The organism is Corynebacterium senegalense (genome assembly GCF_900411315.1).
Lineage (GTDB): Bacteria > Actinomycetota > Actinomycetes > Mycobacteriales > Mycobacteriaceae > Corynebacterium > Corynebacterium senegalense.
Map to the genome: position 1 here is coordinate 2,104,197 of NZ_LS990887.1, position 19,829 is coordinate 2,124,025.

Genomic DNA, 19,829 nt, shown 5'->3' on the forward strand with positions numbered 1-19,829 from the left:
CCACCTTTAGCCCGTCCCCGAAAGGGGGCCAACTTTCGAATGAAACCGTGCGGCGGGTTTTGTGACGTGGCTTACTGCCGGGGTTTCGGCAGGGGCGACATCGCAGCATCGGCCCCGCTGAGCGCACCCTGCGAGGGGGAAGCGGGGAGCGGGACGTCGCCAAGCGAGGGCGCGGGGGCTCGAATTCCGAATCACCCCGCGTTATGAACTATTCTGGCGGGGAAGGAATGTTTCTGCGAGCAGCATGGGCATTCAATGGTTTTTAGGTGTGGACAGGAAGGCAGACACACGTGGAAAAGGTTAAGAACCGCAGCATCGCCAAGAAGGTCGGCGTCGCGGGCTCGCTGCTTTTCGGGGGTCTCGCCCTCGCGGGCTGCGAGGTCGCCCCGCCCGAGGCGGTAGCCAAGGTGCTGGACATGGGCTGGCCGGACCCGGTCACCCCCGAGGGTGTCCAGGCGTACAACTTCTGGGTCTGGGTCTGGGCGGTTGCCTGGGTTATCGGCATCATCATGTGGGCCCTGTTCCTGGTGGCCATCTTCAAGTGGAACGCCAAGGCGCAGGCCAAGAAGACCGACGATGAGTTCCCGAAGCAGCTGCAGTACAACGTGTCGCTCGAGCTCGTCCTCACGATCATCCCGATCGTCATCGTCTTCGTCCTCTTCTTCTTCACCGTCCAGGCGCAGACCGTCGTCACGGCCCGCGACAAGGACCCCGAGGTTGCCGTCGACGTGACCGCCTTCCAGTGGAACTGGAAGTTCGGCTACGCGGAGCTGAGCCCGAACTTCTCCCCGACGGGCCAGAAGTACGAGGGCCTCGACGCGGAGCGCCAGGCTGTCGCCGAGGAGACCAAGAACGATCCGGAGGGTGTGAAGAACCCCAACCCGATCCACGGCACCTCCATGGGTGACCTGTCCTACCTGAACTACAACCTGATCGAGACCGTCGGCACCACCGACGAGGTCCCGGTCCTGGTTCTCCCGGTTGACACCCCGATCGAGTTCCGCCTCGCCTCCGGCGACGTGAACCACGCGTTCTGGGTTCCGGAGTTCCTCTTCAAGCGCGACGCCTACGCGCACCCGGAGGCGAACCAGCAGGAGCGCTCCTTCCAGATTGAGAAGATCGACCAGGAGGGTGCCTTCGTCGGCCGCTGCGCCGAGATGTGCGGCACCTACCACGCGATGATGAACTTCGAGATCCGTGCCGTGTCCCCCGAGGACTTCCGCGACTACATCCGCTTCCGTAACGACAACCCGGGCGCGACCAACGCCGAGGCTCTGCAGTCCATCGGCCAGGAGCCGTACGCGACCTCCACCCGCCCGTTCAACTCCGACCGCACCGGCACCCGCGACGGTGCCAACTACAGCGACCCGAACGCGAACGTTTAAGAAAGAGAGAATCGGACAATGGGAACTGGATCAAAAGTTTTCTACGCCATTGGCACCTTCCTTCTCTTGATGGGTGTCTTCTACATCCTGGCGACGGCGTGGGTCGGTGACGATGCCTACCTCTTCGGCATCGAGTGGGTCGGCTCCGTCGGCCTGGTTCTGGCCACCGGCCTGTCCTTCATGATGGCCGTCTACCTCGACTTCACCGAGCGTCGCATGGACGTCGTGCCAGAAGACTGGGAAGAGGCGGAGATCGAGGACGGCGCTGGCGTGCTCGGCTTCTTCTCCCCGCACTCCATCTGGCCGCTCGCTATGGCGGGTGCCGTGTTCTTCCTCGGCCTCGGTATCGCCTTCTGGCAGCTCTGGCTCGTCGCCATCGGCGCCGTGCTGCTGGTGTGGACCACCACCCAGCTGAACATGCAGTACAGCATCCCGCGAGAGAAGCACTAAGACTCCCGCGAGCCACAGGCCTTCGTGGCACGCACCGAAGCCCCGCTGCACCCCGCAGCGGGGCTTTGTTGTGCACGGGGACGAGTGCGAACTGACCCGGGTAGGGGAGCGGGAAGGGTGGGGTCATCCGAAAGTTTGGTTCTGTGGTGGCGGGCAGGACGCACCGTGTGAGTCTCGTCACAAGAGGGAACCGGGCCGTTATCACACAAGGTCGGGGGCGTGGGGAGGGTGGACGTCGTCAGGCGTGCTTGTGGGGAGAGTCGCAGGGGGCGCCCGCCGTGACCTGCATAGATTGCCGTCGCAAACCGGGGTGGAAAAGTTCCCGGGGTGGGCAAGAAAGTTTTTCGCGACGTTGCTGTGGGTTAAAACGGCAGGTTGTTGACGTGGTGGCAGAAAATTGCCGGGGGTATGTGAGATGACTTTCAGGTTAAAAAGGGCGATACTTACATGCGTGACGACCGCAATTTCTAACCCAGGTATGGCGACGCCGCAAGGCCGTGTCCCGATGCTGAACCGACCGAACATGGTCAGCGTGGGCACGATTGCGTTCCTCGCCCAAGAGTTGATGTTCTTCGCCGGGCTGTTCGCGATGTACTTCACGTCGCGAGCCAACGGTATGACGGCAGGGGACTGGGAGAACCAGACCGAGCACCTCAACGTGGTGTTCGGCCTGATCATCACCATTGTCCTCATCACGTCCTCCGTGACCTCGCAGCTCGGTGTCTTCGCCGCTGAAAGGGGTGACGTCTTCGGCCTGCGCAAGTGGTTCGCGGTGACGATCCTCCTCGGCGTGGTGTTCCTCGGCCTCGTTGCCTTCGAGTGGACCGAGATGGTGATGCACCACGTCACCCCGCAGGCGAGCGTGTACGGCTCGGTGTTCTACATCATCACCGGCTTCCACATGGCGCACGTGACCGCCGGCATCATCGCGTTCTGCGTGGTGCTGCTCCGCGTCTCCAAGGCGAAGTTCACCCCGGCCCAGGCGACCGCCGCCATGGCCACCTCCTACTACTGGCACTTCGTCGACGTCATCTGGATCGGCGTGTTCACCACCCTGTACCTCGTGCAGTAGGCGTGGAGCCCGCCGCCGGCGGGCCGCCAGCCAAGACGTAGAAGTCTTTCGAATATTTCTCAACAGTCGCTAAAGGGAAAATGATGGAAAACACCCCAAAGAAGACGCGGAGTCGCCGCAAGATGCGGCGCACCGTCGCCGGCGCCGCCGCGCTGACCTTCGGTCTCACCGGCGCCGGCTTCCTGGCCACGGCTCTCACCCCCAACGCGCAGGTTGCCACCGCGCAGCGTGACGAGCAGGCCCTGATCCAGGAGGGCAAGGACCTCTACGACACCGCCTGCATCACCTGCCACGGCGCCAACCTCCAGGGTGTCGAGGGCCGCGGGCCCTCCCTGATCGGCACCGGTGAAGGCGCCGTCTACTTCCAGGTCAACTCCGGCCGCATGCCGATGATGTCCAACGACGCCCAGGCCGAGCGCAAGAAGCCGCGCTACACCGAGTCCCAGGCGCTGGCCATGGCCGCCTACGTCGCGGCCAACGGCGGCGGCCCGGAGCTCGTCTACGACGAGGACGGCTCCCTGTCCATGGAGTCGCTGCGCGGCAAGGACTACGACGGTCAGATCCAGGCCGCCGACGTCGCCCGCGGCGGCGAGCTGTTCCGCCTCAACTGCGCGTCCTGCCACAACTTCACCGGACGCGGCGGCGCCCTGTCCTCGGGCAAGTACGCCCCCGAGCTGGACCCGGCTAACGAGCAGGAGATCTACCAGGCCATGCTGACCGGCCCGCAAAACATGCCGAAGTTCTCGGACCGTCAGCTCACCGCCGACGAGAAGAAGGACATCATCGCCTTCATTAAGTCGTCGAAGGAGACCCCGAGCCCGGCCGGTTACGCGCTGGGCGGCCTTGGCCCGGTGTCTGAGGGCATCGCGATGTGGGTCATCGGCGTCACCCTGGTCGCCGCAGCTGCTATCTGGATTGGATCCCGTTCATGAGCAACGACATGAAGAAGAACTACACCGACGCTGAGCTCGCCAAGATGAACAACGCCGAGCTCGCCGCCCTCGGCACCGAGCTTGACGACGTCACCGTCGCCTTCCGCAAGGAGCGCTTCCCGGTCGAGGGTGACCCGCGCGAAAAGTCCGCGGCCCTGGGCATCAACATCTGGCTGGCCGTCTCCGTGCTCGCCGGCATCGGCTTCTTGGCGGTCTACCTCTTCTGGCCCTGGCAGGCGAAGTTCCACGGCGACGAGGGCCTCTGGCTCTACTCCGCCTATACGCCGCTGCTGGGCCTGACCTCCATGCTCGGCCTCGGCGCGCTCGGCATCGCCGTCATCCAGTACGTGAAGAAGTTCGTGCCGGAGGAGATCTCGGTGCAGCGCCGCCACGACGGCCGCTCCAGCGAGCTCGACCGCCGCACCACCACCGCCCTGCTCAACGACGCCTGGGAGACGTCCACCTTTGGGCGTCGTAAGGCAATGAAGGGCCTGCTCGGCACCGCCGGCATCCTCACGGGCCTCATGGTCGTCGCCCCGCTCGGAGGCATGATCAAGAACCCGTGGAAGCCGCGCCACGAGCTCGGCTACGGCGGCGACGGCACGCTGTGGACCCACGGCTGGACCCTGGCCGACCAGGGCCAGAAGATTTACCTCGGCCGCGACACCGGCGCCATCGCCGAGCTCCACGAGGGCACCGGCGGCTCGCACTACAGCACCGCGGGCGTTTCCCGCCTCGTGCGCATGCGCCCCGAGGACCTCGCCGCTGCCTCCATGGAGACGGTCTTCCCGCTCTACCCGGACGACGTCAACGACGGCGCCGAGTACGACGCGGAGCGCGACGTCTACGAAAACCACATGCACTCCATCCACGGCCCCCGCAACGCGGTCATGCTGATCCGCCTGCGTTCCGAGGATGCCCGCAAGGTGGTTGAGCGCGAAGGCCAGGAGTCCTTTCACTACGGCGACTACTACGCCTACTCCAAGATCTGCACGCACATCGGTTGCCCGACCTCCCTCTACGAGGCCCAGACCAACCGCATCCTGTGCCCGTGCCACCAGTCGCAGTTCGACGCGCTGCACTACGGCAAGCCGGTCTTCGGCCCCGCCGCACGTGCCCTGCCGCAGCTTCCTGTGACGATCGACGAAGACGGTTACCTCGTTGCCAACGGAAACTTCATTGAGCCCGTCGGCCCGGCATTCTGGGAGCGTAAGTCCTAATGAGCACTAAACTTGCACAAGCCGCGGACAACGTTGATTCGCGCTACACGATCTCGGGGGTCCTCCGCCCCCAGCTGAACAAGGTCTTCCCGACCCACTGGTCCTTCATGCTCGGAGAGATGGCGCTGTACAGCTTCATCATCCTGCTGCTGACGGGCATCTACCTCGCCCTGTTCTTCGACCCGTCGATCACCAAGGTGATCTACGACGGCGACTACCTGCCGCTCAACGGCGTCGAGATGTCGCGCGCCTACGCGACCGCCCTTGACATCTCCTTCGGCGTGCGCGGCGGCCTGTTCGTCCGCCAGATGCACCACTGGGCGGCCCTCATGTTCATGATGGCCATGTTCGCCCACATGATGCGCATCTTCTTCACCGGCGCCTTCCGCCGTCCGCGCGAGGCGAACTGGCTGATCGGTGTCACCCTGATCCTGCTGGGCATGATGGAGGGCTTCTTCGGCTACTCCCTGCCGGACGACCTGCTCTCCGGCGTCGGCCTGCGCATCATGTCGGCGATTATCGTCGGCATTCCGATCATCGGCACCTGGATGCACTGGGCCATCTTCGGCGGCGACTTCCCGTCGGACCTCATGCTGGATCGCTTCTACATCCTCCACGTCCTGGTCCTCCCGGGCATCATCCTTGCCCTCGTCGCGGCTCACCTCCTGCTCGTGTGGTTCCAGAAGCACACGCAGTTCCCCGGCCCGGGCCGCACCGAGAACAACGTCGTGGGCATCCGCATCATGCCGGTCTTCGCCGTCAAGGCAATCGGCTTCATGTTCATCGTCTTCGCCGTCCTCGCCGGCATGGCTGGTCTCACCACCATCAACGGCATCTGGACCATCGGCCCGTACAACCCCTCGCAGGTCTCCGCCGGTTCTCAGCCTGACATCTACATGCTGTGGACGGACGGCGCGGCGCGTGTCATGCCGGCCTGGGAGCTCTACCTGGGCAACTACACGATCCCGGGCGCGTTCTGGGTCGCGATGATGGCTCTCGTGATGGTCATCCTGCTGTTCACCTACCCCTTCATCGAGAAGAAGGTGACCGGAGACGACGCCCACCACAACCTCCTGCAGCGCCCGCGCGACGTTCCCGTCCGCACCGGCGTCGGCGTCATGGGCATCGTGTTCTTCCTGCTGCTGACCATCTCGGGCGGCAACGACCACGTCGCGCACTTCTTCCAGATCTCGCTGAACGCGATGACCTGGGTCGGCCGCATCGGCCTGATCATCCTGCCGCCGCTGGCGTACTTCATCACCTACCGCATCTGCGTCGGCCTGCAGCGTTCCGACCGCGAGGTCCTGGAGCACGGCATCGAGACCGGTGTGATCAAGAAGCTGCCGAACGGCGCCTTCATCGAGGTTCACCAGCCGCTCGGCCCGGTGGACGAGTACGGCCACCCGATCCCGCTCGAGTACGCAGGCGCCCCGGTGCCGAAGCAGATGAACCAGCTCGGCTTCTCCGACTCGGAGACGATCGGCAAGTTCAGCTCCAGCGAGCTCGGCATCTCCGAGAAGCTTCGCGACGCCACCGAACGCAACCACCACGAAGAGGTGGAGACCTTCCGCGCCCTGGAGGCCACGAAGGAGGCCTCGGATCGCGATGCCACCTACGGGGACGGTCAGCCCCGCGCCTAACTCCTGAGCGATATTGCGGTCGCTTTGAGTGAGAAACCCTCCCACCCGGGAGGGTTTTTTCGTGACCGAACCGTAATGTGACCAAGGACACGTTTTGGCTTGCCTGCTGTTTTCGGCAGGGTCGCAGGCGCCTGATCCGGGGCGAAAGGAATGCTCTAAAACCCGAGGGTAAAGGGGGTATTGCCGCCGGATCGGTGAGGCGTGGAGTTACAGGGTTTGTCTCGGCGACTAAGCGGGCTCGGCGCGGCACCGGAAAATAACGGCGCGATAACGGGTGTCGCATTGGACAAGTGCCGTGTCCGTTTCGTAATCTTGCCGAGACATTGCGACAACAACGTTGGTTGCAAGTTACGCACAAGAACATATAGGCCGAATCCGACCAGGCCGCCTCACGTCCCCGTGAACGCGGCCGGGCCGGAACCGGGGAACCATCGTGGCCGACAGGCCCCCTGGGGTGAATGAGCGCGAGGACGGCGGGATGACCGCCGCGGAGCGCCACAGGGCTGATTCTCAAACCCAACCCGTCAGCTAACCCGGTAGGCAGCAGAGATGATATGGAGAAAGTAAGTGGCTAACCACCGTCGCCAGAACAACACCGTTGCTCGCAACTTCGCCGCCGCGACCGCCGTCGCCGCCGGTGCCACCCTGATCGCCCCCGCGGTCGCAGGCGCCGCCGAGGTCCGCGTGCCCAACAGCAACTACGCCGTGGACATCCAGGGCATCGAGAACGTCCCCGGCATCCAGAACGTGCCGGGCGCCGATCAGTGGATCTCGTCCCTGGCGACCGCCCAGGACACCTACAGCGCCTCCGCCGCCTCCAACGTCCCGACCGTCGAGACCCCGGCCGCGCCGCAGCAGACCCCGGGCGAGAAGATCGTGGAGATCGCCCGCACCAAGATCGGCTCCCCGTACGTCTACGGCGCCGCTGGCCCGAGCGCCTTCGACTGCTCCGGCTTCACCTCCTGGGTCTACGCCCAGGCCGGCAAGTCCATCCCGCGCACCTCCCAGGCCCAGGCGGGCGGCGGCCAGCAGGTTCCGCTCGACCAGCTGCAGCCCGGTGACATCGTCGCCTTCTACGGCGGGGCCTCGCACGTCGGCATCTACACCGGCAACGGCACGATCATCGACGCCCTCAACGACGGTGTGCCCGTCGGCGAGCGCCCGCTGAACATGATGCCGATCCACTCGGCTGTCCGCTTCTAAGGTGAGACGCCGCCCGCCCCGGAAGGGGCGGGCCTTATTCTTTGGCCCGCAGGGTCAAAGGCCCTGCTCAAAGGCATCTTGACCCGGGGCGAGATGTGGCTATAGTTAGATAACGGTTTTGTAAAGTCTCCGTCGGCTGCCAGCCGGGCAGCGACGCGCATAGTGAAAGAGGACCCTGTGGGTAAGCACTCTCTTCAGCCCCGCCGCACCGCGTACCGCGCCACGGTGTCCGCACTGGCCCTGAGCGCCACGGTGGCGGGGAGCATCGGCGCCCCGTCCCGGGCGGACGAGGTCGACGACCTGATCGGAGAGATGGAATCCCTGTCGCACGAGGCGACGGCGAAGAACGAGGAGATCAAGTCCATCGAGGACGAGATCTCCGCCAGCGAGTCGCGCCTGGGCGATCTGCGCAACCGCGTGGATGCCTCCAAGCGGGAGGCCGCCGAGGCAAACGCCGCGCGCGAGGCATCCCGCGAGACGTTCGACGGGATCGCGGCGTCGGAGAACCGCACGAGCCGCTCCGATGTGATCCTGACCAGCCTCGGCGCGCAGAACCCGCAGTCGCTGATCGACCGCGCGGCCTACCTCGGCGCGATCTCCCGCAACGCCGACCGGGCGCTCGCGGATCTGCGCCACGCCAACGAGGAGGCGGCGAACCGGGCCAACGAGGCGAACATCGCCGTGGCCGAGGCGGAGTTTCAGCGCAACCAGCTCGACGCCAAGCGCGGCAAGCTCGAAAAGGAGCGCGGCGAGCTCGACGGCAAGGTCCGCGAGCTGGAGGCGCGCGTGGACGGTCTGAGCCCCGAGCAGCGCGCCCGCTGGGAGAACAAGGACAACCCGATCGCGGCTCCCGCCGCCCTGCTCTCCACCGCGGGGGCGGGCGTCGTGGGCGCGGCGATGGCGCAGCTGGGCAAGCCGTACGGCTGGGGAGCGAGCGGCCCGGACGCCTTCGACTGCTCGGGCCTGATGCTCTGGGCCTACGCGCAGAACGGCAAGTCGATTCCGCGCACCTCGCAGGCGCAGCTGGCCGGCGGCACCCCGGTGGCCCTGTCGGACCTGCAGCCGGGCGACATCGTGGGCTACTACCCGGGCACCACGCACGTGGGCATGTACATCGGCAACGGCCAGGTCGTTCACGCCTCGGACTACGGCATTCCGGTCCAGGTGGTGCCTCTGAACTCCATGCCCATCCAGGGGGCCGTGCGCTACTAGGTCCGCCCCGCATCGAGCCATGACCACCCTGCTGGTGACCAACGACTTCCCGCCCACCGTGGGCGGGATTCAGTCGTATCTGCGCGACTACGCGGACGAGTATGTCAGTCGCGCCGGCGACGGTGATCTGATCGTCTTCGCCTCCACCCAGGACACGGCGGCCTCCGAGGCGTGGGACCGCGGGGTCGGCTACGAGGTGATCCGTTGGCCGCGGAGGGTCATGCTGCCCACCCCGGCGGTGCGGCGGGAAATGCAGCGCATCATCAGGGAGAGAGGGATCGATACGGTCTGGTTCGGGGCTGCCGCACCGCTCGCGGTCCTCGGCGGTGCGGCGAAGCGGGCGGGGGCCAGCCGGGTTGTGGCGACGACGCACGGCCACGAGGTGGGCTGGTCCATGGTGCCGGGGGCGCGTGGCGTCCTGCGCCGCATCGGTCGCAGCGCCGACGTGGTGACGTACATCTCGCGCTACACGCTGCGCCGCTTCGGCAGGGCATTCGGCCCCGGCCCGCAATTCGTTGCCCTGCCCTCCGGGGTGGACACGGAGTTTTTCCGCCCCGTGTCCACCGGGCGCCGCCGCGAGGTCCGCGCCCGCCTCGGCGTGGGCGACGCGCCGCTTGTGGTGTGCGCCTCGCGACTCGTCGCGCGCAAGGGGCAGGATCAGCTCATCCGGGCGCTTCCGCAGCTTCGCTCGCTTGTCGACGGCACCCGCCTGCTCCTCATCGGCGCCGGCGCCTACGAACCCACGCTGCGGAAGCTGGCCGGCGAGCTGGGGCCGGAGGCGGAGGGCGCGGTGATTTTCGCCGGAGGCGTGACCCGCGAGGAGCTGCGCGACGCGGTCGCGGCGGCGGACGTGTTCGCGATGCCGGCGCGCACCCGGGGCTGGGGCCTCGACGTGGAGGGCCTGGGGATTGTGTACCTGGAGGCGCAGGCGTGCGGCGTGCCGGTGCTCGCCGGGGACTCGGGCGGCGCGCCGGAGACGGTGACTTCGGAGACGGGCGTGGTGATGGACGGCCGCGACACGGAGGCGATCGCCGCGGAGTTGGCCGGGTTGCTCGCTGACCCGGGGCGGCGTACCCGGATGGGGGAGGAGGGCCGGCGGTTCGTCGAGAAGCACTTTGCGTGGCAGGAGCTCGGAGACCGGATCTTCCGCGTTTTGCGTCCGCTAGGTTAACCGGGGTTAAACTGCTTGGTTATGTCGCAGTCACCCGAACGCCCGCCCCTCACAGGACCGCTGACAGTCGGTTTCGATGTCGGGGGGACGAACATGCGGGCCGGGGTGGTTGACGCGCGGGGGAGGATCGTCGCACGCCGCGAGATGGCCACGCCGCACACGGAGTCGGGGCTGACGGGCGCGATGACGTCCATGGTTCAGGACCTGCGCTCCGAGTACGACATTGAGGCGGTCGGCGCGGCCGTGGCAGCCTTCCTCGACCCCGATTGCGAGGTCGTGCGGTTCGCCCCGCATCTGGCGTGGCGCGACGACGAGCCGGTGAAGGCCGAGCTCGAGCAGGCGCTGGGCCTGCCGGTGCGGCTGGAGCACGACGCGAACTCCGCCGCGTGGGGAGAATACCGCTTCGGGGCCGCGCGCGATGCGCAGACGTGGGTGTTTTTCGCCGTGGGGACCGGCATCGGGGCCACCCTCATGCACGGCGGGGAGATCTACCGGGGCTCCTTCGGCACGGCGCCCGAGTTCGGCCACCTCACGGTGGTCCCGGGCGGCCGCGTGTGCTCGTGCGGGAAGCAGGGCTGCCTGGAGCGCTACGCCTCGGGCACGGCGCTCGTGGACACGGCGCTCGAGGTGGCGGGGCGCGGGGGCTTCCGGAAGAGCGGGCTCTACCGCAAGGTGGTGGACAAGCGCGCCGTCGGCCACGACGTGATGGAGGCGGCCCGGGCGGGGGATCCGCTGGGGCTGGCCACCGTGGACCATTTCGCCCGCTGGCTGGGCCACGGCATGTCCATCGTCGCGGACGTCCTCGACCCCGCGCTCATCGTCCTCGGCGGGGGAGTGAGCGCGGACGCGGACCTCTTCCTCGACACCGCGCGCGAGACCCTGGCGCGGACGATCGTCGGCGCCGGGTACCGCCCGGTTGCGGAGGTGGTGTGCGCGGAGCTGGGGCCCGACGCAGGTATGATCGGGGTCGCTGACTTGGCCCGTGAATTGGCGTAGAGGGGATGGACGTGCGATGACCAACAAGTGGTACGTGTTTTTCAAGGCGACCCTCGGCCCGCCCCTGCTCCTGCTGAACAGGCCGTCCATCTCTGGCGCGGAGAACATCCCGAAGTCCGGCCCGGCCATCGTTGCATCGAACCACCAGGCCGTGATGGACTCCTTCTACCTTCCGTTGATGGTGTGGCGGCAGCTGACCTTCCCGGCGAAGAGGGAGTACTTCACCTCGCCGGGGCTGGGCGGGAAGATCCAGAAGTTCTTCTTCTCCTCGGTCGGCCAGATCCCGATTGACCGCGGCGACGCTGGTGCGGGCGACGCGCTGGTCGCGGCGGCGAAGGGCGTGCTCGACGAGGGCAAGCTGTTCGGCATCTACCCGGAGGGGACGCGTTCGCCGGACGGGCGCATCTACAGGGGCAAGACGGGCATGGCGCGCATCGCCATGGAAACGGGCGTGCCCGTGATCCCGGCGGCGATGATCGGCACCCGCAACGCGAACCCGATCGGCACCGTCATCCCGCGCCCGCGGAAGGTGCGGATGCGGATCGGGGAGCCCATCGACCCGCACGCGTGGGCGAGGGAGAACGGTTACGACCCCGCCTCGCGCGAGGTCATGCGCCCCTTCACGGATTACGTGATGGCCCAGCTGGTGGAGCTGTCCGGATACGAGTACGTGGACGTGTACGCAGCCGACGTGAAGAAGTCCCTCGAGGCGGGGGAAGGCTACCCCGAGGGGGCCGAGCCGAAGAACGGGTAATTAGGATCGGACGCATGGATCGCGATCTCATCACACGCCTTGTCGTGAGCGCCGCCTTCATCGTGGTGTTCCTCGTGGCCTCCATGGCCGGGTTCCACGTCAACATCGTGGGGCCGCTCGCGGTGGCGGGTATCGCTGTGGCCATGTTCTGGCCGCGGCACGCGGACGAGGAGCCGGACGCGCCCGCCGGTAGCGAGGATTATTAGCGTGCGCTACTTCTACGACACCGAGTTCATCGAGGACGGCCGCACGATCGAGCTCGTCTCCATCGGCATCGTCGCCGAGGACGGGCGGGAATATTACGCGGTGTCGACGGACTTCGACGCCTCCCGCGCCAACCAGTGGGTGCGCAAGAACGTGCTGGACAAGCTGCCGAACCCGCGCAGCGAGCTGTGGCGGTCCAGGACAACGATCCGCCGCGAGGTCCTCGAGTTCCTCACCGCCGACGGCGGCGCCCCCGAGCTCTGGGCGTGGGTCGGCGCCTACGACCACGTTGTCCTCGCTCAGCTCTGGGGCGACATGGCGAGCCTGCCGCGCGAGCTGCCGCGCTTCACGCGCGAGCTCAAGCAGTACTGGGAGATGGCGGGGAGCCCCAGGCTGCCCGCAGTGCCCGGGGGCAACCACGACGCGCTTGTCGACGCCAGGCACAACCGCGCCAAGTTCGACGCGTGCCAGCGAGCCCTGCCGCTGGACCGGCGCGGGCGCTGCGCCCACATTGCGGGAAAGTAATTCCGCATTTTGGAAAAAGGATAGGGCCCAGGGGTATCCAAGAGCCAAAACCCGTGCTAGAACTGTAGGGGTGAGTTGGACTATCGATATCCCGAAAAGCGTTCTACCGGACCTGCCCCCGCTGCCCGGCGACCTGAACGAGAAGTTCCAGGACGTCCTGGCGCGCGACGCGAAACAGCAGCCGACCTGGGATGAGCACGAAGCGGGTTATGTCCGCAAGATCCTCGAGTCTGTCCCGCCCGTCGTCCTCGCGCCTGAGGTCGAGGAGGTCAAGGAGAAGCTGGCCGACGTCGCGCTCGGCAACGCCTTCCTCCTCCAGGGCGGCGATTGCGCGGAGACCTTCGAGTCCAACACCGAGCCGCACATCCGCGCCAACGTGCGCACCATTCTCCAGATGGCGGCGGTGCTGACCTACGGCGCCTCCCTTCCCGTCGTGAAGCTGGGGCGTATCGCGGGGCAGTACGCCAAGCCGCGCTCCTCCGACCTCGACGAGAACGGCCTGCCGAACTACCGCGGCGACATCGTCAACGGTGTCGAGCCCACCGCCGAGGCCCGCCGCCACGACCCGGCCCGCATGATCCGCGCCTACGCCAACGCGTCGGCCGCGATGAACCTCGTGCGCGCCCTCGTCGCCTCGGGCACGGCCGACCTGCACAACATCCACGACTGGAACCGGCAGTTCGTGGCCAACTCCCCGGCTGGGGCGCGCTACGAGGCGCTGGCGCGGGAGATCTCGCGCTCCCTGGCGTTCATGAGCGCCTGCGGCGTCAACGACGAGCACCTGCGCACCTCCGAGATCTACGCCTCCCACGAGGCTCTCCTGGTGGACTACGAGCGCGCCATGCTGCGCCTGGCGGAGGACGGCAAGGGCAACACCAAGCTCTACGACCTGTCCGCCCACCAGCTCTGGATCGGCGAGCGCACCCGCGGCATCGAGGACTTCCACGTGAACTTCGCCGCGCTGATCGAGAACCCGATCGGCCTCAAGCTCGGCCCCTCCACCACGCCGGAGGAGGCCGTCGCGTACGCCGATAAGCTCGATCCGAACCGCGAGCCGGGGCGCCTCACCATGGTCATCCGCATGGGCCACGAGAACATCCGCGGCACCCTGCCGGGCATCGTCAACGCCGTCGAGGCCTCCGGGCACAAGGTGGTCTGGCAGTCCGACCCGATGCACGGCAACACGTTCACCGCGTCCAACGGCTACAAGACTCGGCACTTCGACAAGATCATCGACGAGGTCCAGGGCTTCTTCGAGGTGCACCGCCAACTGGGCACCCACCCCGGCGGTATCCACATCGAGCTCACCGGCGAGAACGTCACCGAGTGCCTGGGCGGCGCGCAGGACATCACCGACGTCGACCTCCCGGGCCGCTACGAGTCCGCGTGCGACCCGCGCCTCAACACCGAGCAGGCGCTCGAGCTCGCCTTTCTCGTTGCGGAGATGTTGCGCTACTAGCAACTAGCTACTAGCGCCGGGCGCGGCGCAGGCCGCTCACCCGGCAGGCACGATGAGCTGGGGCAGCTCGCCGTAGCTGCCGGAGCCGAACCACCAGGCGCCCACCAGCACCGCCGCGACGGCCACGGCCGAGACGACGAGGAAGAGGGCGAGCGCCACGCCCGACCTGTTCGTCAGCGGGCGGGCGTGGCGCTCGCCCTCTTCCTCGTCGTCTCGGCCGTGGCCGTCGCGGCGGTGCTGGNCCCGCCGTCGCCCCCCGGCCGGAGACCGTCCAGGCCCCGGTTCCCGCGCCGGCACCGGCCTCGGCGCCGGCGCGGGAACCGGGGCCTGGACGGTCTCCGGCCGGGGGGCGACGGCGGGGAAGAGCCGCTCCTCGAAGACACGGGTCGGGGGCTCCTGCTCGTCCGGGCGCTGCCGCGTCAGCGAGGTGGGGTGGGCCGCGGCGCGGTTCGCCGCCGAGTTCGTGGGCACCGGGACGGTGTAGTCGGGGAGGTGGAGCGCGGAGGCGACGTCGTCAAGCGCGGCGAGGAACTCGCCGGCGTCGTGGAAGCGGTCTTCGGGGTCGCGGGCGGTCGCGGTGGCGACGAGCTCGTCGAAAAGCTTGGGCACCCCCTCGATCCGCGACGACGGCGGAACGACGTCCTCGTGCAGCCGAGCGTAGGCGTGCGCGAGCGCCGTCTCTCCCGAGAAGGGCGTTGTGCCGGTGAGCAGCTCGAACAGCACCACGCCCGCCGAGTAGACGTCGGACGCCTGGGTCAGCGAGGTGCCGTCGACCTGCTCGGGGGAGAGGTAGGACACCGTGCCGATGATTTGGTCGGTAGAGTGCGGCGAATCCGCCGCCGCGCGCACGAGGCCGAAGTCGGCGAGCTTGACGGAGTGGTCGCCGTTGATGAGCACGTTGTCCGGCTTGATGTCGCGGTGCACCATGTTCTTCGAGTGGGCCACCGCAAGCCCCGTGAGCACGGCGCGCATCACGGCGGTCGCCGCGTGCGGGGGCATCGGCCCGCGCTCGGCGAGCAGCTCGCGCAGGGTGCCGCCGGTGATGAGCTCCATGATGAGGAAGACGCGCTCCGGGTCGTCGCCGCCCGCGGAGAAGTCGTAGACGTTGACCAGGTTCGGGTGCGACAGCTTCGCCATCGCGAGGGCCTCGCGGCGAAAGCGGTCGCGGAAGACGGGGTCGTGGACGTAGCGGTCGTCCATGACCTTCGCCGCGACCTCCCGGTCGAGGCGCGTGTCCACGCAGCGGTACACCGTGGACATGCCGCCGCGCGCGATCGGACGGTCGATGACGTAGCGTCCCTCCAGGTAGTCTCCGACTGCGAGCGTGGCCATGGCAACCAGTATGGTCGACGCGCCGGGCCGGGCGCCAACGCGGGTAGGATGAACGCGTGAGTTACGCAGAAACCCCCGCCCAACCCGATCTCGACCAGCTGCTTGCCGACGAGACCCTGCTCACCCTCCCGGAGGTCGCCGAATACCTCGGCGTTCCGGTGACCCGCGTCCACGACCTCATCGGCGCGCGCAAGCTGCTCATGTACCGCCGCGAGGGCACCAAGTTCGTGCCCCGGCTGCTGCTCGGGGACGACGGGGAGATGTCCAAGTTCGTCTCCGGGGCCATCACGGTCCTGCACGACGGCGGATACAACGACGAGGAGATCCTCGCCTACCTGTTTACCGCCGACGACTCGCTGCCCGGGCGCCCGGTCGACGCCCTCCACGGGCACGGCGCGCGGGAGGTCATCCGGCGCGCACAGGCAATGGCCTTCTAAAGCCCCTTAGGCCGTTCGAGCGGCCGCGCGCGGCGAGCTGGTTTCCTTCGGGTAGATCCAGACGGCGACCGCCCACGCGGCGATCCCGCCCACGAGGAGGAACCAGCTGTCGTAGAAGCGGTGGTTTCCGCTGCCCATGAAACCGAGACCGACGATCACCGAGCCCGCGACGACGAGCTTTTTCAACCACACCGGAGGGTTGAAGGTGCCCGCCAGCGTGAGCACGGAGGCGTAGTACCAGGGCAGGGTCACCGCGTTGGTGACGAAGGCGATGGCGTAGGCGAGCGTCGTGCCCATGAGCGCGCGGCGGTTCGTCCCCTCGCCGTGGGGCCGGTAGATCACCCACGCGGCGACGAGCCCCGCCAGCATGAGCACCGTGCCCGCCGTGCGGGTCAGTGCAAGCGCGGTGTTGTAGGGGAAGTTCTCGTCGAAGAGCTGGACGAACGGGGTGATGACGTCGGCCGCCAGGGTCGGCCCCGAGAGGGGGTTGACCACCTTCGAGTTGCCGGAGATCTCGGCCAGCCAGCCCCAGGAGGACCCCGAGGCCAGCGTCACCGCGTTGACGACCGCGGCGCTCAGCGCCACCGTCCACGCGCCGCTGAGCACGAACACGCCCACCTTTGCCCACCACGAGGCGCGGCTGCGGGCGTAGCGGTGGTACATCATCCACACCACGAAGGGCAGGGCGATCGCAGCCGTCGCCTTGAGGGACACCGCCACCGCGATCAGCGCGATGCCGGGGGAGAAGAAGCGCGTGGACACGCACAGCAGCAGGCCGAGGCTGACCAGGCCGACCATGATGGTTTCGTTGTGCATCCCGCCGATCATGTGCAGCAGCATCACGGGGTTGGCCACGCCCAGCCAGAGAGCGACGGAGGGGTTGCCCCCGATGCGCGTCGCGATCCTTGGGACGGAGTACGCGATCAGCGCGAAGCCCGCCAGGCTGAGCAGCTTGTAGGCGACCACGCCGGCCGCGACGTTATCACCGACGACGGTGGTAATGAGTTTGCCGACGCCCAAATGCAGCGGCCCGTAGGGCGTCGTCGTGTTGCGCCAGTCGTGCGAGACCTCCAGCAGGTAGGGTCCCGGGTTGACGGCGGCGCCCTCAGTGTAGGGGTCGAAGCCGTCGCGCAGCATGGCGCCCTGCATGAGGTAGGAGTACACGTCGCGCGACAGGATCGGGGCGGCGAGTGCGAGCGGGGCGGTCCACAGCCAGGTGGCGCGGGTGACCGCCGGCAGCTGCGCGCGGCCGTGGCTGAGCTCGTAGCCGAGCCACGCCCAGGCCGCGACGAGCCCGGCGATGCCGAAGGCGAGCGCGATCTCGAAGAAGGATCGGCCGTGGCCGTAGAGCAGGGGGCCGAGGCCGAGTTCGCGCATCACGCCGCCGCGGTTGCGCGTCGCGCCCGCACCGTAGGAGCCGAGCGCGATGAGGACCCCAGCGGCGCAGCCGAGCGCGGCGGGGCTACGCACGGCGGGCGGTGGAGGTGATCGCCAGCTCGCGGAGGGTGTCGGCCACCGCGCCGCGCAACCCCGCCTCCTCCAGGTGGGCCAGGCCGGACGTCGTCAAGGCCTCGATGCGCTTCTCGACGCCCTCCACCGCGCCGCTGGAGCGGATGATCTCCGCCAGGCGTGCCACCTCCTGCGCCCCGGTGACGGCGCCGACCCCTGCCCGCAGCTCGGCCGCGGAGGAGGGGTCGCGCTCGTCGAGGGCGGACAGGGCGAGCGAGAGGAGCACGGTGCGCTTGCCCTCGCGCAGGTCGTCGCCGGCGGGCTTGCCGGTCACCGCGGAGTCGCCGAAGACGCCGAGGATGTCGTCGCGAAGCTGGAAGGCGATGCCGATGTCTCGGCCGTACCCGCGGAAAGCCTCGATGGTGGAGGTGTCCGCGCCCGCGATGGCGGCGCCGAGGTGGAGGGGCCGCTCGATGGTGTAGGCGGCGGTCTTGTACCGGTTGACCTTGTCCGCCAGCTCGATGGACTCGTCACCGGAGGCTTCGAGGCTGATGTCGAGGATCTGGCCGCCGATGACCTCGGTGCGCATCCCGCGCCAGGCGCCCTGCGCGCGGTCGAGGGAGGCGGCGCTCAGCCCGGAGTCGCGCCACATGTCCTCCGCCCACACCAGGGCGAGGTCGCCCGCCAGGATGGCCACGTTGCGGCCGAAGGTGGCGGCGTCGCCGCGCAGATCGCGGTCCCGGTGGGCACTCTCCACCGCGCGGTGGACAGTCGGGTTGCCGCGCCGGGTGTCGGAGGCGTCGATGATGTCGTCGTGGATGAGCGCGCACGCCTGGATGAACTCGAGCGAGCTGACGGCGCGCAGAACGGCGCGCGGGTCTTCACCCGCGGTGTCCAGCCCGCCCGCGCCGACGAACCCCGCCCAGCCGTAGAGCGGCCGGATGCGCTTTCCGCCGCCGAGGACGAAGTCCCGGATGCGGCCCGCCGCCTCCGCCACGGGGGCGCCGATCTTCCCGACGTCCCCCCGGCGCCGCTCGAGAAACGCGCGGAGCTCCCCCTCGACGGCGCCGGGAATTCCCGCCAGGGGCATCCGGGCATCGAAACCGGTGGAGGAGCTGGTGGGGGAGGAGGTCACGATCGATCCTTCCGTGGTGGTCGGGGGTGCTCGGGGCGTTTCTTGGCGTTCGCGCCTAACCCCCTAAACCCTACCTGGGCTCTTCGAGCGGAAGCCTCCGGCCCAGCACGGCGAACGGGCGGGCGTCGCCCGCGTAGGTGAAGTGGCGGAGGACGTCGCCGAACCCCAGCTTGCGGTAGAGCCCGAAGGCCGCGTTGTCCTCGTCCTTCACCTCGGGCGTGGACAGGAGCGCCCACTCGGCCGGGGTGCCGTCGAGCAGCTCGGTGAGCAGCCGACACCCGGTGCCGCGCCCCTGGTGCGTGCCGTCGACGTGAACCTCGGCGACCTCGAAGTAGCTCTCCAGCATCGCGGAGCGCTCGGGCGTGAGCCCCCCGCCCTGCTTCAGGCCGCGGATGAGCTGCTGGTCCCACCACCGGCCGCGCACACCGAGGAAGCCGTAGGCCACGCCGACGACGCGCTCGCCGCCCCCGCTTTCGTCGACGGCGATCACTGCGGTGAAACCGGGGGAGGTGGTATCCCGGCGCCACGCCGCGACGCGTTGGTCCCTGATGTGGGGTGAGTAGCCCATCGCCGCCACGTAGATGTCCACCAGGACTGGGGCGAGCAGGGAAAACTCGTGGCCGTTGATGCGGCGGATCGACACGCTCATATGCCCATCTCACCACGTCTGCGCGCTCGGCGCGGCGGTTTGCTGGCACGGTGTTCGAAAATGTGTTTGAATGGGGGCGGGTGATGTCGAACAAGAGTTTTAACGTGTGGGTGCGAAAGGAAAAGGAGGAGTGGCAATGAACAGCATTATTTCGGCGACGACGGGGGCGGCCTACGGTGCGGTGGCGGGGGCGTCGAAGAGCTCGAAGTTCTTCGCTGCGGCGGACGGGCTCCTCGGTCGCGCCTCCGCCTTGGCCGCCAGCGGAGATTACGCCTTGGCGCTGGAGTACGGCTACCGCGCGGCGCTGCGCATCGCGGGGGCCGTGTGCGCCGACTCGCCCGTGATCCGCAGGCGCAAGCGGCTGCCCAGCAGTGCGTGGGACAAGCTCGCACTGACGGGGGAATCGGGTGCCGCCTGGGCTGGCGAGCTCTCCCGCTACTCCGCGCTACGCGGGCGCGTCGCCTCGGGCATTGAGACCGCGCCCGACCCGGAAACGGTGCGCAGCTTCCTGCGCCGGGTGGAGGAGTTTTACATCGCCTCGCAGCCTGGCGCGACCCTGGTGGCGTAGTGGAGCGGGCCGCGGGAACATTCGCCACGGGCCGAA

At 68.1% G+C, this 19,829-nt stretch carries 20 protein-coding genes and 1 riboswitch; of the genes, 16 read left to right on the forward strand and 4 right to left on the reverse strand.

Features of this window, described 5'->3' with window-relative positions:
- Positions 1-290 precede the first annotated feature (290 nt).
- The 14 genes from ctaC to DYZ02_RS10315 all read left to right on the forward strand — a co-directional run bounded on the left by ctaC (position 291) and on the right by DYZ02_RS10315 (position 14,223).
- Entirely contained in the window at positions 291-1,385 is a 1,095-nt protein-coding gene (gene ctaC / locus DYZ02_RS10245) for an aa3-type cytochrome oxidase subunit II (RefSeq protein ID WP_115686156.1), read from the forward strand.
- Positions 1,386-1,403: 18 nt separating this feature from the next.
- Positions 1,404-1,835 carry an aa3-type cytochrome oxidase subunit IV gene (gene ctaF, locus DYZ02_RS10250; RefSeq protein ID WP_115686157.1) on the forward strand — a complete coding sequence of 144 codons (432 nt, stop codon included), beginning with the start codon at positions 1,404-1,406 and terminating at the stop codon, positions 1,833-1,835.
- A gap of 451 nt (positions 1,836-2,286) precedes the next feature.
- The gene (ctaE, locus tag DYZ02_RS10260; protein ID WP_181896959.1) at positions 2,287-2,907 is read left to right on the forward strand and encodes an aa3-type cytochrome oxidase subunit III; all 621 of its coding nucleotides are present in this window, start codon (positions 2,287-2,289) and stop codon (positions 2,905-2,907) included.
- 83 nt (positions 2,908-2,990) lie between these two features.
- Positions 2,991-3,839, forward strand: coding sequence for a cytochrome bc1 complex diheme cytochrome c subunit (gene qcrC, locus DYZ02_RS10265; RefSeq protein WP_115686159.1), 849 nt, complete (start codon positions 2,991-2,993; stop codon positions 3,837-3,839).
- Positions 3,836-5,059, forward strand: a complete 1,224-nt coding sequence (gene qcrA / locus DYZ02_RS10270; RefSeq protein WP_115686160.1) for a cytochrome bc1 complex Rieske iron-sulfur subunit — start codon at positions 3,836-3,838, stop codon at positions 5,057-5,059. Before qcrC ends, qcrA begins: the two co-directional genes overlap by 4 nt.
- Positions 5,059-6,699, forward strand: coding sequence for a cytochrome bc1 complex cytochrome b subunit (gene qcrB / locus DYZ02_RS10275; protein WP_115686161.1), 1,641 nt, complete (start codon positions 5,059-5,061; stop codon positions 6,697-6,699). Before qcrA ends, qcrB begins: the two co-directional genes overlap by 1 nt.
- 357 nt (positions 6,700-7,056) lie before the next feature.
- Positions 7,057-7,255, forward strand: a riboswitch (cyclic di-AMP (ydaO/yuaA leader).
- 11 nt (positions 7,256-7,266) lie between these two features.
- On the forward strand, positions 7,267-7,902 hold the full coding sequence (locus tag DYZ02_RS10280; RefSeq protein ID WP_115686162.1) for a C40 family peptidase: 636 nt from the start codon (positions 7,267-7,269) through the stop codon (positions 7,900-7,902).
- A gap of 177 nt (positions 7,903-8,079) precedes the next feature.
- Positions 8,080-9,114 carry a C40 family peptidase gene (locus DYZ02_RS10285; RefSeq protein WP_245945777.1) on the forward strand — a complete coding sequence of 345 codons (1,035 nt, stop codon included), beginning with the start codon at positions 8,080-8,082 and terminating at the stop codon, positions 9,112-9,114.
- A gap of 19 nt (positions 9,115-9,133) precedes the next feature.
- Positions 9,134-10,285: a glycosyltransferase family 4 protein gene (locus DYZ02_RS10290; RefSeq protein ID WP_115686163.1), complete on the forward strand. Its 1,152-nt coding sequence runs from the start codon at positions 9,134-9,136 to the stop codon at positions 10,283-10,285.
- 21 nt (positions 10,286-10,306) lie between these two features.
- Entirely contained in the window at positions 10,307-11,281 is a 975-nt protein-coding gene (locus DYZ02_RS10295) for an ROK family protein (RefSeq protein ID WP_115686164.1), read from the forward strand.
- 16 nt (positions 11,282-11,297) lie between these two features.
- Positions 11,298-12,035, forward strand: coding sequence for a lysophospholipid acyltransferase family protein (locus DYZ02_RS10300; protein WP_115686165.1), 738 nt, complete (start codon positions 11,298-11,300; stop codon positions 12,033-12,035).
- A 14-nt stretch (positions 12,036-12,049) separates the two neighbouring features.
- Positions 12,050-12,241, forward strand: a complete 192-nt coding sequence (locus DYZ02_RS10305; RefSeq protein WP_115686166.1) for a hypothetical protein — start codon at positions 12,050-12,052, stop codon at positions 12,239-12,241.
- A gap of 1 nt (position 12,242) precedes the next feature.
- The gene (locus DYZ02_RS10310) at positions 12,243-12,764 is read left to right on the forward strand and encodes a polyadenylate-specific 3'-exoribonuclease AS (RefSeq protein WP_115686167.1); all 522 of its coding nucleotides are present in this window, start codon (positions 12,243-12,245) and stop codon (positions 12,762-12,764) included.
- 70 nt (positions 12,765-12,834) lie between these two features.
- Complete coding sequence (locus tag DYZ02_RS10315; RefSeq protein ID WP_115686168.1) at positions 12,835-14,223, forward strand: class II 3-deoxy-7-phosphoheptulonate synthase; 1,389 nt, start codon at positions 12,835-12,837, stop codon at positions 14,221-14,223.
- A gap of 36 nt (positions 14,224-14,259) precedes the next feature.
- Here the strand turns inward: DYZ02_RS10315 and DYZ02_RS10320 are convergent, their stop codons facing one another.
- A complete protein-coding gene (locus DYZ02_RS10320) occupies positions 14,260-15,555 on the reverse strand; it encodes a protein kinase domain-containing protein (RefSeq protein ID WP_115686169.1) in 1,296 nt (431 codons plus the stop codon).
- A 56-nt stretch (positions 15,556-15,611) separates the two neighbouring features.
- Here DYZ02_RS10320 and DYZ02_RS10325 point away from each other — a divergent pair, with 56 nt between their 5' ends.
- Positions 15,612-15,992: an Rv2175c family DNA-binding protein gene (locus DYZ02_RS10325; RefSeq protein ID WP_115686170.1), complete on the forward strand. Its 381-nt coding sequence runs from the start codon at positions 15,612-15,614 to the stop codon at positions 15,990-15,992.
- A 6-nt stretch (positions 15,993-15,998) separates the two neighbouring features.
- On the opposite strand, the gene DYZ02_RS10330 is transcribed toward DYZ02_RS10325, so the two are convergent.
- From DYZ02_RS10330 to DYZ02_RS10340, 3 genes are all read right to left on the reverse strand, one after another.
- Positions 15,999-17,462, reverse strand: coding sequence for an alpha-(1->6)-mannopyranosyltransferase A (locus tag DYZ02_RS10330; protein ID WP_115686171.1), 1,464 nt, complete (start codon positions 17,460-17,462; stop codon positions 15,999-16,001).
- Entirely contained in the window at positions 17,455-18,531 is a 1,077-nt protein-coding gene (locus tag DYZ02_RS10335; protein ID WP_115686464.1) for a polyprenyl synthetase family protein, read from the reverse strand. The genes DYZ02_RS10330 and DYZ02_RS10335 overlap by 8 nt, the downstream gene beginning before the upstream one ends.
- Positions 18,532-18,646: 115 nt before the next feature.
- Positions 18,647-19,225, reverse strand: coding sequence for a GNAT family N-acetyltransferase (locus DYZ02_RS10340; protein WP_115686172.1), 579 nt, complete (start codon positions 19,223-19,225; stop codon positions 18,647-18,649).
- 136 nt (positions 19,226-19,361) lie between these two features.
- Here DYZ02_RS10340 and DYZ02_RS10345 point away from each other — a divergent pair, with 136 nt between their 5' ends.
- The gene (locus tag DYZ02_RS10345) at positions 19,362-19,793 is read left to right on the forward strand and encodes an SAV_6107 family HEPN domain-containing protein (RefSeq protein WP_115686173.1); all 432 of its coding nucleotides are present in this window, start codon (positions 19,362-19,364) and stop codon (positions 19,791-19,793) included.
- The last annotated feature ends 36 nt before the right edge of the window (positions 19,794-19,829 follow it).

What these genes read in the sequence shown, in the direction of transcription:
- ctaF (WP_115686157.1), top strand. Translation starts at nt 1,404, where the DNA reads ATGGGAACTGGATCAAAAGTTTTCTACGCCATTGGCACCTTCCTTCTC.
- qcrC (WP_115686159.1), top strand. Translation starts at nt 2,991, where the DNA reads ATGGAAAACACCCCAAAGAAGACGCGGAGTCGCCGCAAGATGCGGCGC.
- qcrA (WP_115686160.1), top strand. Translation starts at nt 3,836, where the DNA reads ATGAGCAACGACATGAAGAAGAACTACACCGACGCTGAGCTCGCCAAG.
- qcrB (WP_115686161.1), top strand. Translation starts at nt 5,059, where the DNA reads ATGAGCACTAAACTTGCACAAGCCGCGGACAACGTTGATTCGCGCTAC.
- DYZ02_RS10290 (WP_115686163.1), top strand. Translation starts at nt 9,134, where the DNA reads ATGACCACCCTGCTGGTGACCAACGACTTCCCGCCCACCGTGGGCGGG.
- DYZ02_RS10295 (WP_115686164.1), top strand. Translation starts at nt 10,307, where the DNA reads ATGTCGCAGTCACCCGAACGCCCGCCCCTCACAGGACCGCTGACAGTC.
- DYZ02_RS10300 (WP_115686165.1), top strand. Translation starts at nt 11,298, where the DNA reads ATGACCAACAAGTGGTACGTGTTTTTCAAGGCGACCCTCGGCCCGCCC.
- DYZ02_RS10305 (WP_115686166.1), top strand. Translation starts at nt 12,050, where the DNA reads ATGGATCGCGATCTCATCACACGCCTTGTCGTGAGCGCCGCCTTCATC.
- DYZ02_RS10335 (WP_115686464.1), bottom strand. Translation starts at nt 18,531, where the DNA reads ATGCCCCTGGCGGGAATTCCCGGCGCCGTCGAGGGGGAGCTCCGCGCG.
- DYZ02_RS10340 (WP_115686172.1), bottom strand. Translation starts at nt 19,225, where the DNA reads ATGAGCGTGTCGATCCGCCGCATCAACGGCCACGAGTTTTCCCTGCTC.
- DYZ02_RS10345 (WP_115686173.1), top strand. Translation starts at nt 19,362, where the DNA reads ATGAACAGCATTATTTCGGCGACGACGGGGGCGGCCTACGGTGCGGTG.